The 12,211-nt window shown below is 70.6% G+C and carries 12 protein-coding genes; 5 read left to right on the plus strand and 7 right to left on the minus strand.

The annotated features are described in order from the left end of the window. Positions 1 to 62: 62 nt before the first annotated feature. Both I6A60_RS12450 and I6A60_RS12455 read right to left on the minus strand, forming a co-directional pair. Positions 63 to 350 carry a hypothetical protein gene (locus I6A60_RS12450; RefSeq protein WP_203017954.1) on the minus strand — a complete coding sequence of 96 codons (288 nt, stop codon included), beginning with the start codon at positions 348 to 350 and terminating at the stop codon, positions 63 to 65. Positions 351 to 648: 298 nt separating this feature from the next. Then, complete coding sequence (locus I6A60_RS12455; protein ID WP_203017953.1) at positions 649 to 816, minus strand: hypothetical protein; 168 nt, start codon at positions 814 to 816, stop codon at positions 649 to 651. Positions 817 to 1,295: 479 nt separating this feature from the next. On the opposite strand from I6A60_RS12455, the gene I6A60_RS43475 reads away from it, so the two are divergent. Then, entirely contained in the window at positions 1,296 to 1,943 is a 648-nt protein-coding gene (locus I6A60_RS43475) for a phosphoribosylglycinamide formyltransferase (protein WP_307873661.1), read from the plus strand. A 400-nt stretch (positions 1,944 to 2,343) separates the two neighbouring features. Here the strand turns inward: I6A60_RS43475 and I6A60_RS12465 are convergent, their stop codons facing one another. Continuing rightward, positions 2,344 to 3,693 (minus strand): ABC transporter substrate-binding protein, encoded by a 1,350-nt coding sequence (locus I6A60_RS12465; protein WP_307873657.1) that lies wholly within the window; start codon positions 3,691 to 3,693, stop codon positions 2,344 to 2,346. A gap of 402 nt (positions 3,694 to 4,095) precedes the next feature. Here I6A60_RS12465 and I6A60_RS12470 point away from each other — a divergent pair, with 402 nt between their 5' ends. Next, on the plus strand, positions 4,096 to 4,809 hold the full coding sequence (locus I6A60_RS12470; protein ID WP_203017948.1) for an enoyl-CoA hydratase-related protein: 714 nt from the start codon (positions 4,096 to 4,098) through the stop codon (positions 4,807 to 4,809). Positions 4,810 to 4,976: 167 nt separating this feature from the next. Next, complete coding sequence (locus I6A60_RS12475) at positions 4,977 to 6,122, plus strand: acetyl-CoA C-acyltransferase (protein ID WP_203017946.1); 1,146 nt, start codon at positions 4,977 to 4,979, stop codon at positions 6,120 to 6,122. 37 nt (positions 6,123 to 6,159) lie between these two features. On the opposite strand, the gene I6A60_RS12480 is transcribed toward I6A60_RS12475, so the two are convergent. From I6A60_RS12480 to I6A60_RS12490, 3 genes are read right to left on the minus strand one after another with little or no spacing between them, the layout of a single operon-like run. Further along, the gene (locus tag I6A60_RS12480; RefSeq protein WP_203017944.1) at positions 6,160 to 7,062 is read right to left on the minus strand and encodes an SDR family oxidoreductase; all 903 of its coding nucleotides are present in this window, start codon (positions 7,060 to 7,062) and stop codon (positions 6,160 to 6,162) included. A 49-nt stretch (positions 7,063 to 7,111) separates the two neighbouring features. Continuing rightward, the gene (locus I6A60_RS12485; RefSeq protein WP_203017942.1) at positions 7,112 to 7,906 is read right to left on the minus strand and encodes an enoyl-CoA hydratase-related protein; all 795 of its coding nucleotides are present in this window, start codon (positions 7,904 to 7,906) and stop codon (positions 7,112 to 7,114) included. Further along, the gene (locus I6A60_RS12490) at positions 7,903 to 8,976 is read right to left on the minus strand and encodes a TIGR03617 family F420-dependent LLM class oxidoreductase (RefSeq protein WP_203017940.1); all 1,074 of its coding nucleotides are present in this window, start codon (positions 8,974 to 8,976) and stop codon (positions 7,903 to 7,905) included. Before I6A60_RS12490 ends, I6A60_RS12485 begins: the two co-directional genes overlap by 4 nt. A 213-nt stretch (positions 8,977 to 9,189) precedes the next feature. On the opposite strand from I6A60_RS12490, the gene I6A60_RS12495 reads away from it, so the two are divergent. Then, positions 9,190 to 10,068, plus strand: a complete 879-nt coding sequence (locus I6A60_RS12495) for an SMP-30/gluconolactonase/LRE family protein (protein ID WP_203017931.1) — start codon at positions 9,190 to 9,192, stop codon at positions 10,066 to 10,068. A 17-nt stretch (positions 10,069 to 10,085) separates the two neighbouring features. Here the strand turns inward: I6A60_RS12495 and I6A60_RS12500 are convergent, their stop codons facing one another. Beyond that, positions 10,086 to 11,411: an ABC transporter substrate-binding protein gene (locus I6A60_RS12500; protein WP_203017929.1), complete on the minus strand. Its 1,326-nt coding sequence runs from the start codon at positions 11,409 to 11,411 to the stop codon at positions 10,086 to 10,088. A 66-nt stretch (positions 11,412 to 11,477) separates the two neighbouring features. Here I6A60_RS12500 and I6A60_RS12505 point away from each other — a divergent pair, with 66 nt between their 5' ends. After that, entirely contained in the window at positions 11,478 to 12,080 is a 603-nt protein-coding gene (locus tag I6A60_RS12505; protein WP_307873658.1) for a TetR/AcrR family transcriptional regulator, read from the plus strand. Positions 12,081 to 12,211 lie beyond the last annotated feature (131 nt).

Consider the following 12,211-nt stretch of genomic DNA (forward strand, 5'->3'; position numbering starts at 1 on the left):
CTACCAGCATCCGAAAAGATCACCAGATTGCCCGCCGTCCTTCACCGCGCGACTGTCACTCGTCAGCACTCGCCAAATTTCACCTCATACGAAGGCCCAAGTTCGTCCGCGACGCGGACGGCCAGCGCGCGACCTCGGGTGTTCAGATCGATCCGGGCCTGTTCGTCGGGCCAGGCACAGCCGTTGGCGAGAAGCGTCTGGGTGTAGTCGTCCGACCAGCGGGCGAGATCCTCGCGCAACGGCGCTCTGAGCGGCAGCGCGTCAGGCGAGAGCATTCCGCCTCGCTCGCCTCCGGACCACAACGGAAACGCGTAGTAGTCGGCCATCACGGCCACCCGCGACACAGGCACGCTGTCAGGATAAGGCGGTTCGCGGGACGGCGCGGACCATCAGTGAAGGCGCTGAGCCGGAGCGACGCGGCATGTCGTTCCCGGCATCAGGTCCACGACGAATACCAGGAGCACCGGAAGGCCGCCTGACCACCTCGAATAGCGACACGGGTAACGTGACCGGAGGCACCTGCGGCCGGTTTGCTTTTCTGGCACCCTTGGGCCCGTGAGCGCCTCCGACTTGGAGCAAGGCACCGAAGCTGAGCTGCTTCGCGAGTGGACCTTGTATCGCCAGGAGATCGATCCCGCCGCCCGAGAGTTACTCGCGGCGAGCGACTCGTGGGACGCACACGACGCTGCCCTCCTCCTCTGTGGCGTGCTCGTCGAGCACCTCACGTGGCTGCCACATGGCGGTCGGGTCTACGCCGCCTGGGCCGAACTCACTGACCTCTACGAAGTCGGCGACACCCCGAAGGACATTGCTCACCGCGTCTTGCGTAACGCGGCGACACGGTGGGTCGAGACGCCTACGACACCTAGTCCTAGGTACATCACAGACTGGCTCATCGCGACGCACGCGGACATCCGGGAGACCTTGGCAAGTCAAGCCGGTCAGTGACGGAATCCGCGCGGCGGCCCCTTCTCGCGCGGCCGACGCATCCGACACACGCGGGAGGGGTGGCATCCCGACACGTCCGGGGTGCCGAGCGAAGCGAGGCGGGGCCCGGGTCGTGGCGGGCTGCCACCCCTTCGGCAGCGTCGCCCCGTCGCTACAGGACGGCGGCTGAAAGCCGGTGCCACACTGTCGTCGCCAGTCCGACCGACACGGGTTGGCGCAGAGTAACAGTTGAGACCGCGCATAAACTCTGCGCGTGGTCGCTCTTTCGTTCCAGCCCGAACTTTCCCCGGTCTCGACGACAGGTACGGACTGCGAGGTGCCAGGTTGTGGCTGACTTTCGCGTTGCCGTGTTCGCGTCACACGAGGGGACCAACCTGCGGGCGTTGCACCGAGCCTCCCTCGAACCGGGGACCGCGTACAGCCTGACTCTGGTCCTGAGCAACAACAGAGACTCCGCCGCGCTCGGTTACGCCCGGACCCATGCCATACCGGCCGCGCACCTGTCAGGGATGACCCATCCCGACCCCGTCAAGCTGGATGCAGCCATCTGCGCGCTCTTGCGCGAGCACCAGGTCGACCTGATCGTGACGGCTGGCTACATGAAGAAAATCGGTCCGCTCACGCTGGCGTCCTACGCCGGCCAGATCATTAACGTTCACCCGTCCCTGCTGCCGCGACACGGCGGTCAAGGCATGTATGGCCGCGCTGTGCATGAAGCCGTCCTCGCTTCCCTCGATCCCGTGACCGGCCCCTCGGTCCATCTCGTCACGGCCGAATACGACACAGGGCCCGTCATCGCCCGCCACGAACTCCCGGTACGCCCAGATGACACCGTCGAAAGCCTCGCCAGCCGAGTCCTCGCGGCCGAGCACGACCTACTGCCCGCCGTGGTCCAGAATCTCGCCGCACGCGCGACCAGCCCGCCGACGCCCGCGGACTCCCTCAGAGCACCCTCTGCGACCAGACCCAACGGCCATCCGCGCACGACGCCCTGAGGTGGCACCCCAGGCGTCGCCCGACGGGGCGCCGAGGTTCTTCATGATCGCGAGTTGGCAGGGGAAATCGTCGTTCACTGCCCTGGCTTGTCGCACTTATTCATGCGCAACTGGCGATCACTGCCGCCACTCACCACCGGACCGCACGAAGATCGCCAGATGGGTAGGCGAAATCGTCGTTCTGTATCCTGATTTGCGCTTTTTATCCCTGCGCAACTAGTGATCATGGCCGGTCAGGCATCCGGAATCGACCGAAGATCGCCAGTTGGGCAGGCAATCCGGCGTCTGCGCGCGGAATGAGGAGCCGCCTCGGGTGGCCCGGCGAACGTCGTCGCCGGACGTCGCCGCGCGCCGAACGGGCCCGAGCGCCAGCGGCGTCCGGGCCCGTCCGGGTCGGTGGCTACTTCTTGACGAGCACCGAGCCGCAGCTGAGCGAGCCCAGGAGGTGCCAGGCACCGTCCTTGAGCTGCGAGAGCGTGCTGCACGGTGTGGCCACGAAGTGGTTGAGCGGCCACCGGGTCTGGGGAAGCGCGCCTGGGAGCTCATACGTGTAGTTGGTGTTGAGGACGGACAGCAGCTTGTCCACCGTCAGGTCGCGGCCGGCCTTCTGCGCGGCGGTGATGAACATGTCGGCGGCGAAGTAGCCGGCCATCGTCGCGAGACTTGCCGCCTGGCCCGGCGCGTACTTGGCGAGATCCGCGCGCATCTGGCGGATCGCCGGGTTGCTGTCGTCGAGCGCGGGCAGCCACTGCACGGTGCCGTAGGCGCCGTCGAGGTCCTTGAGCGCGGCGAGTCGGGGGTCGAAGGTCGGGCTGATCTGCTTCCCGGTGTACCCGGCCGCCTTCAACGCGGTCGTCAGCTTCAGCACCGACTGGAAGTCGGACGTGTGGAAGACGACGTCCGGTGGCTGGCCGTTGTTGGACCGCATCACGGCCTGGACCACCGGCGTCGGGTCGGTCAGGCCGCTGGCCGGGATCGGGTTCTGCGCGTAGACCACGTGCAGGCCGCCGGCCTTCGCGTACGCGGCGAGGGTCGTGACCCCGGCCCGGGCGGAGTCGTTGTCCACTCCGACGAACGCGATCGTGTGCGAGGCCGGCTGTCCGCCGAAGGCGGCGTTGACCGTGTAGGCCAGGCCGTTGTTCGCCAGGTTGCTGGCGGCGAACTGGCAGCCGGTGATGCCGAAGCCGATCGTCGTGGCGCAGTAGCCCTGGTTGAAGCCCCAGCCGAAGAAGGGCACCACGTTCTTGCAGAAGGTGTCCAGGTAGCCGGTGTTGCTGGTCATCAGCGGCACGGCCGCGAAGATCTTGTCCTGCTCGACGAGCTTGTTGGCGGCCTGCGCGTTGCGGGTGATGTCCTGGCCGTCGTCCAGCACGCCCACGAACTTGATCTTGCGGCCGTTGATGCCGCCCTCGTCGTTCGCGCGGTCGAACCGGGCCTGCGCGCCGGCGTCGGTTCCGGCCATCGAGCTGCCATTAGGGCTGGTCAGATAGGCGAGGCCGCCGATGGTGATGCTGTCCGAGGTGACTCCCCTGGTCGGGTCGGCTGCCTTGGAACCGCATTTCAGGTCGGCGTTGTTGACCTGGTAGCCGCCGTCGCTCCAGCCCGAGGCAGGTCCGGCGGTCGGGCCGACCTTGATGAAGCCCGAACCGGTCGAGGTCGGCGCCCCGCCGGAGGATCCGCACGCGGCGAGCCCCAGCGCCAGGACGGTTCCCACGACGCCCAGCGCGCGGTACCGGGAACTCCTTCTCATGATCGGCATAACGGGAGCCTCCCGTTCGCGTGCTGCGCGAGCGGGTGAACCGACCCCGCGGGCCCGGCCGGCGGCCGTGCCTTATCAGGCCACGAGCCGCGTGGCAGATCGAGCATGATCACTCCTGTGTCGTGGCGGACCGAACGTCCGGCGGCGGGTCGGCGACGCGAGCGGCAGCCTCGACGGCTGCCGCCAGCCCCGCGGGTCCACACCTGTGACCGGCCGCCCAGGCAAGCATGTGAGCTAGGGCACATTAGCATTTACTATGTGCCCACTGCTACTCACGTGTTTCGCTAGCCCGGAGAGGCGGCCGTCCTGGCCAGCGCCACAGGAGTGATCGCGATGGAAGCTGGACCACCTCGCCCCGAGGTCAGGATCGACCGAGACGGCCCCCTGGCCGTCGTGACCGTCGATCGCCCGGGTACGCGCAACGCGTTCGGGCCCGACACGCTGCATCACGTCGCGAGCGTGATCCGACACGCGACGGACGACGGCATCCGCGCGCTCGTCCTCACCGGCGCCGGCGAGGTGAGCTTCTCGTCAGGAATGGATCTCAAGGCACTCGCCAGCGCGCCTCGCGAGCAGCTGTCTGCCGCCGTGGAGGCCTTCGACGCGGCGATGGACGCGGCCGAGCGGCCGCCGCTCATCGCCGCCGTCAACGGTGCCGCGACCGGCGGCGGTTTCGAGATCGCGTTGCGTTGCGACCTTGTCGTGGCGGCGGACCACGCGACCTTCGGGCTGCCGGAGGTCCGGCGCGGGATCGTGCCGGGCGGCCGCGGCACGCTGCTGCCGAGCCGCATCCCGATCGCCGTCGCGCTCGAGATCGGGATCGTCGGCGAGCCGATCAGCGCGGCGCGGGCCTACGAGCTCGGCCTGGTGAACCGGGTCGTCTCCGCCCCCGAGCTGCTGGACGTCGCTCGGGACCTCGGGCGCCGGATCGCCGCGAACGGCCCTCTGGCCGTCGCGCGCACCCGCGCGCTGATGTGGACGGCCGCGACCGAGTCGGCCGCGCTCGCCTGGGAGGAGACGCGGCGAGTACGAGACGACCCCGGCCTGGCCCGGGAGATGCGGGAAGGCGTCACCGCCTTCCTGGAGAAGCGTTCCCCTCGCTGGTGACCGCCCGGCGAACGTCCGCCTGAGGCCCGTCCCGCGCAGCGGCTCTCCACACCGAGCGTGCGGTCCTGTGACGGTCCACTCACGCCTCAGCCGGGTCGGTGACAGACCTTCCGACGCGGAATCATGTCAACATAGCAAGTACTATATTCATCGACCGAGGGGCGTACATGCGGGACGCAGTGATCGTGGAGGCCGTGCGGACGCCGGTCGGCAAAAGGAACGGGTCGCTGTCCGGGGTACACCCGGTGAACCTGTCCGCGCACGTCCTGCGGGCGCTGGCCGAGCGCAGCGGGATCGACCCGGGCGTCGTCGACGACGTGGTCTGGGGCTGCGTGTCCCAGGTCGGGCAGCAGACCCTGAACATCGCCCGCAACGCGCCGCTGGCCGCGGGCTGGCCCGAGACGGTCACCGGGGTCACGGTGGATCGGCAGTGCGGCTCGTCCCAGCAGGCCGTGCACTTCGCCGCGGCCGGCCTGGTCTCGGGCCAGTACGACGTCGTGGTGGCCGGCGGCGTCGAGTCGATGAGTCGGGTACCGATGTTCAGTGCGCTCTTGGACGAGGACCCGCTGGGTTCCGAGTTCCTGGCCCGCTACGGCGGAGTGGCGCCCAACCAGGGCATCGGCGCGGAGATGATCGCCGAGCGGTGGGGATTCTCGCGCACCCAGCTGGACGAGTTCTCCCTCGCCTCGCACGAGAAGGCCGGCGCGGCGCAGGACGACGGCCGGTTCGACGCGCAGATCGCCCCGGTCACGCTGGACGACGGCACGGTGGTCAGCCGGGACGAGGGGGTGCGCCGCGGCGGCACGGTGGCGAAGCTGGCCGGGCTGAACCCCGCGTTCAAACCGGACGGCGTGATCACCGCGGCGAACAGCTCGCAGATCTCCGACGGCTGCGCCGCGCTGCTCATGACGACGAGCGAGAAGGCCCGGGAGCTGGGGCTCACCCCCATCGCGCGGGTGCACACGGCCGTGCTCGCCGGCGCCGACCCGGTGATCATGCTGACGGCGCCGATTCCCGCCACCCAGAAGGTGCTGCGCAGGTCCGGGCTGCGCCTGGACGAGATCGGCGCCTTCGAGGTCAACGAGGCCTTCGCGCCGGTGCCGCTCGCCTGGCTGGCCGACATCGGCGCCGACCCGAAGGCGCTCAACCCGAACGGCGGCGCGATCGCGTTGGGCCATCCCCTCGGCGGCTCCGGCGCCCGGATCGCGACCACCCTGGTGCATCACCTGCGCGACAACGGCATCCGCTACGGACTGCAGACCATGTGCGAGGGCGGTGGCCAGGCGAACGCGACCATCTTCGAGCTGCTCTGACGAGCTGCTCTGAGACAGCGCGGCGGCGACGCGGCGGCTACCGGGTCGGGTGGCTGGCGAGGAGCCGCTCGGTCTCGTCCCAGAGCCGCTGGGCCAGGTCGAGGTCGGCGGCGACGGGACTGAGCGCCGCCGGCCTCCCCCGGTCGAAGTAGACGCCGGTGGTGCCCGCCAGCTCCGGGGCGGTCGCGAGGGTGATCGAGGGGGCCGCTCCCCTCGCCGGGCTCATCGGCTCGGGCAGGTTCGCCAGGGCGGCACTCGACGCGGCCGGCTCCTTCGGCATCGCCACCGCGTGGGCCAGGTCGGCCTCCCGGGGCTGGCCCAGCTGGGTCGCCACGTAGCCCGGGTTGACGGCGTTGACGGTCACCCCGGTGCCGGCGAGCTCGCGGGCGAGGACGTGGGTGAAGTAGATGTTGGCAAGCTTGGACTCGGCGTACACCCGCAGCGAGTGGAACTCCTCCCGGTGCTGCAGGTCGTGGAAGCAGAGGCCGTCCGGCGCCGCGCGGTAGGCGCCGGAGGAGACCATGACGACGCGGGCCGGTGCGCTCTCGACGAGCCTGGCCCGCAGCAGGCTCGTCAGCAGGTGCGGGCCGACGTGGTTGACGCCGAAGGCGGCCTCAAGACCCTCCGCGGTCTCCCACCGGTGACCGCCCGGTGCGAGGCCGGCGTTGTTGACCAGCACGTCGATCCGTGGGTAACGGTCGAGCACGGTCGCGGCGAACTCGCGGATCGAGGCGAACGAGGCCAGGTCGAGCCGCACCAGGTCGGCGGGCCCGCCGGACCGGCGGCGGATCTCGGCCACCGCGTCGGCGCCGCGGCGCTCGTCGCGGGCGCCGACGACGACGTGCCAGCCGCGCTCCGCGAGGCCCGCCGCCGTCTCGAAGCCGATGCCGGTGTTCCCACCAGTGACGATCGCGACAGGTCGCGGGGCGTCGCCGTCCATGGTCTGATCCCTCCTGGAGTTACGCCTGGCGAGGTGAGGGCCGCGGTTCTCAGGTGTCGGACCAGTCGGTGCTGACCTGGCCGTGCCATTGCGGGGCTCGCCGTTCGAGGAAGGCGAGGACGCCCTCCCTGGCATCGGGTGCGCCCATGGTGTGGTGATGCGCCGCCGTCTCGCGTTCCTCGACGCCCGCCGGGTCCAGTCCCCAGCTGTCCCAGAGCAGGCGCTTGCTGTACGCGACGGACAGTGGCGCGGTGTTGGCGGCGATGTCGCGGGCGAGCGCGAGGGCGGCGGGCAGGACGTCCTCGTTCGGCAGCACCCGGCTGCAGACGCCCAGGCGGTGGGCCTCGTGGCCGTCGAACGTCCGGCCGGTCAGCAGGATCTCGGCGGCGGCGGACATCCCGGCGATCCGGGGCAGCGTCCAGTGCGAGTAGGCGTCGCCGAGCACCCCGCGGCGGACCTGCACGACGCCGTACTTCGCGTCCGCCGCGAAGATCCTGATGTCGCACTGCAGGGTCAGCGTGAAACCGATCCCGATCGCATGGCCGTTGACCGCCGCGATGACGGGCTTGCGGACCCGCCAGGCCGGCACGGACAGCCCCGCCGCGCTGAAGGCCGAGGCGTCCCGGCTGGCGAACGTGTCCCCGCCGGCGGTCATGTCCGCCCCGGCGCAGAACGCGGGCGGCGTGCCGGTGAGCACGACCGCGCGGACCGCGTCGTCGGCGTCGCAGTCGCGGTAGGCCTCCGCGAGGTCGCGGGCCATCGCGCCGCCGAACGCGTTGCGGACCTCCGGCCGGTGCAGGGTCAGCGTGGCGACCCCGTCGCTCACGTCGCGCAGGACGGTCATGACGCGGCCGTCCCCGCGGCCGTTCCCGCAGGCGTGACGCCGGCTTCGACGGCCGGCCCGGACGCCGCGCGCAGGGCCCGCGCGAGGTCCGCGAGCAGGTCGTCCCCGACCGGATAGCCGGGGAAGTAGGCGCAGACGCGGTCGCAGTGCCCGAACCGGCGGACGATCTCCGCGGCGACCTGGTCGGGGGTGCCGAACACGCCGAGCGTCCCGAGCATCTCGTCATCGATCAGCTCGGTCATCCCCGCCCAGTCCCCGCGCTTCGACCGCGCGTTCAGCTCGGGCTGCAGGTGCCCCCAGCCCTCGACCTCGAGCACCTGCCGGTAGGACGGTGTCGAGCCGTAGAAGCCCAGCACTCCGCGGGCGGCCCGGGCGGCGGTCAGCTCCTCGTCGGTGCGCCCGACGGCGACGATGACCTCCGCGGTGACCGCGATCTCGGCGCGGGACCGGCCGGCCGCCGCCAGGCCGGCCTCGATGGCGGGCATCGTGCGCTCCCTCATGTGCCGGTCGCTGTTGAACGGCATCACCAGGTTCCCGTCCGCGACCTCGGCGGCCATCTGGTTCATCTTGGGGCCGAGCGCTCCGACCAGCACCTTCGGCAGGCCGTACGGGTTCGGCCCGGGGTTGAATGCTGGGGTCATGAGGGTGTGGCTCGTGTAGTCGCCGCGGAAGTCGAGGCGGGTGCCGTCCTGCCAGCTGTCCAGGATCGCCTTGGTGGCCAGCACCCACTCCCGCATCTGGGCCACCGGCCGGTCCCACCGGGCGCCATACCGCTTCTCGATGTGCGCCCGTACCTGCGAGCCGAGCCCGAGCCGGAACCTCCCCCGCGACAGCAGCTGCAGGTCGTAGGCCGCGTGCGCGAGATGCAGCGGGCTGCGTGGGAAGGCGATCGCGACGTTCGTCAGCAGGTCCAGCGAGCAGACCGGCGCCGCCGCGACCAGCGGGAAGAACAGGTCGTGCGCGTTCTCGAAGCTGAAGACCCCGTCCACGCCGGCGCGCTCCAGCGCCTGGGCCCGCTCGGCCGCGTCCACGACCGACCCGGATAGCATCACGTCCAGTTTGAGCGGCATCGCCCGGTCCCTCTCCTCGTGTGGCGCGTGTATCGCCGTCTTCTTCCCGCACTGTGAGACCGCCGGTCGCCGTCGGCGCCCCCGCGTCGCCGGCCGCCGAGGTCGTGGCAGCCATCACCGCCGTGGGCGACCTGGCGCCTCGGGGCTGAGCCCGCCGAAGCCGCATCCTCGCCGATTGGCATCCGATGACGTCGAGAAGGACGGAGAGGCGCGATGGATGACCGGAACGCGACCGTGTTGTTATCCGACGGATTCACCTTCCCAGAGGGACTGCGCTGGCGGGACGGCTGGCTGTGGGTCGCCGACCAGACCACCGGCACGGTCTGGAGGATGACCGAGGACGGCGTGGCCGCACCCGTGGTCGAGGTCGCCGGCGGCGCGTCCGGCCTCGGCTGGTTGCCGGGCGGCGACCTGCTGGTCGTGTCGATGGCGGACCGCCAGGTGCTGCGCGTCGACCCGCGCACCGGCGCGACCACACCGCACGCCAGCCTCGCCGGCCTGCCCGGCTACCGGCTCAACGACATGGTCGTCGACGCCGACGGACGGGCCTACGTCGGCGACTTCGGCTTCGACCCGCAGGCCTTCGTCGCGCGGTTCGGCGGCGCCGCCCTCACCGGTGGTCAGGCTCCCACGTCGATCCTCGCCCGGGTCGACCCCGACGGATCGGTCCGCGCCGTCGCGGACGGCCTCCAGTTCCCCAACGGCTGCGTGATCACCGCGGACGGCCGGACGCTCATCGTCGCCGAGACCTTCGGGGGCCGGCTGACGGCGTTCGACCGGTCCGAGGCCGGCGACCTGTCCGGGCCGCGGACCTGGGCGAGCCTCGACGCCCGCCCCGACGGCATCTGCCTGGACGCGGACGGCGCGGTCTGGGTCGCGAACGCCGGAGCCCCCGAATGCCTGCGGGTCGCGCCGCCCCGGGCCGGACAGCCCGCGGCGGTGGTCGACCGGGTGGCGACGGGAGCCCCGGCCTACTCGTGCGCCCTGGGCGGCGCCGACGGTCGCACCCTGTTCGTCGCGACTTCCCAGCGCTCCCCCGGCGGCGGCGCGGGCCGCGTCGAGGCCACGCGGGTTGCCGTCCCCGCCAGCTGAGCGTCCCATCAGGTCGGCTACAGCGAGTTGATCAGGTGCTGCGGCCGGTGGTATCCGTCGAAGCGCAGCTCGCCGCCGCGCAGCTCCCGGATCGTGAGGAAGTCACCCTTGTAGCCCTTGTGATCCCAGGGGCCGAACTGGATGTAGGTGGCCGGCCCACCGTTCGTCGCGGGCATCCAGCGGATCCGCTCGATGCCTTCCTTGACCTCCTCGGGCGTGGCCATCGCCGCGTTGGCCACCCCGTGGATCGCCACCCGCGCCGTGTCGTAGCCCAGCGCGACGACGACGTTCTTCGACACCCGGCCGAAGCGCTTCGCGAAGCGGTCGACCATGGCCTCGTAGTTCGGGTTCGTGCCCTCGACGCCGAGCTGGTCGATGCCGTGCCAGCCCTCCAGGCCCTCGGCCCAGCGGTTGGTGTTGGAGTAGAACATGAACGCGGTGCCCATGACCCGCGGCGGGTCCCAGTCGAGCGCCTTGAACGCCTCGGCGAAGTGGAAGGTCGAGTAGCCGTAGCCGCCGTAGTAGAGGCCGGTGATGCCGTCCTCGCGCATGGACCGCAGGTGTTCGGTGAGGCCGCGCGGGTTCGGACCGAGCCTGATGTCGCGGGCGATCGTCAGGCCGAGACTGTTGCACTCGTCGCGGAAGAAGCCGGCGTAGTCACGGCCCGAGCTGCCCTGCTCCCAGAACATGCCGACCTTGCTGTGGCCCTGGGCCTTCAGCCACTGCGCGCACATCACCGCCTCGGTGGGGATGTCGCCGTTGGCGATGGTGAAGCAGTACTCGCTGGCGAACCGCCAGGCGCCGGTCCACGCGAGGACCGGGACCTTGCGCCGGTTGACGAGCTCCTGCAGTGACAGCGAGTTGTCGCTGATCTCCGGCCCGATCACGACGACGCAGCCCTGGTCGCACAGCCACTCGTAGCCGGTGCGGGCCTTCTGGAAGTTCTCCCGGGGCAGGCCGCGGGCGTCGGCGATGACGAGCCGGACCGGCCGGTCGTAGATGCCCTCGTTCAGCGCGTCCTCGAAGGCGAGGATGGTGGCGTTGACCCAGTCGAAGATCAGCTGGCCGTTCTCGATGTCCATCAGCAGCCCGATCTTCACGGGCTCGAACGCGTCGCCCTGGGTCTGCAGGCCACGCGAGGGCGGATAGACGACGATGTCCGCATGGGCCTTCTCGCCGATGCGGCCGCCGCCCTCGTACCACCGGGTGGCGTCACCGGCCGTGGGCGAGTCGGTGCCCGAGACGACGTTGCTGACCGCGCGGTCGGGCTCGGCGATCCCGTGGTCCGCCGGCTCCGGGAACATCCGCTCCACGAACTCGCTGTCCGAGTATGAGCTGCTCATCCACCGCTCCATGATCCGAGAGGTTAGAATTATTACGTGTCACATCATAATGTAAACGGGAGCCAGGTGGCCACGGACCCCGCGGAATCGTCCCGTGGGCGCCCTCGCGACCCTCAGGTCGACGAGCGGGTCCGCCTCGCCACCCTCGAGCTGCTCAGCGAGAAGGGCTTCGCCGACACCACGATCGCCGCCGTCGCGCGCCGGGCCGGCGTCGGGGCACCCGCCATCTACCGGCGCTGGCCCACCCGGATCGCGCTGATCGAGAACGCGATCTTCCCCGGCTTCGACCAGGTCATCGTGCGGCCCACCGGCGATCTGCGCCATGACCTCAAGCGCTACGTCGACGCGTTCATCGCGACCTTCGACCAGCCGGCGGCCCGCGCCGCGCTGCCCGCGCTGCTGAGCGTCTACCAGTCCGACCCCGAGAGCAACGCGCTGATGGGCCTGCGGGTCGGCGGCAGCGTCCGCGAACCGTTCCGCGAGATGCTGGCCGAGGCCGTCTCCGGCGACGAGAACCTCGATCTCAACAGTGACGACGTGCTCGACATGCTGATCGGCTCGGTCGTGTTCCACGTGTTCATCCGCCGGTTCTCCGGCCGGGACATGACCGGCGACTACATCGTCGAGCTGCTCGCCCGCGCCGTGACCGCCGGACCGGCCGCCTCCTAGCGGCGACTGCCTGCGACGTCGACCGCGCTGGCATCGAGCGTGCCTACTCGTCCAACGTGCGAGGACTGTCGAAGCTGCCGTTCACCACGAAAGGCTGACCTGGCGGGTCAGCCTTCCAGGCGGGTGCCGCA

The sequence above is a fragment of the Frankia sp. AgB1.9 genome, assembly GCF_016786355.1.
Taxonomy (GTDB): domain Bacteria; phylum Actinomycetota; class Actinomycetes; order Frankiales; family Frankiaceae; genus Pseudofrankia.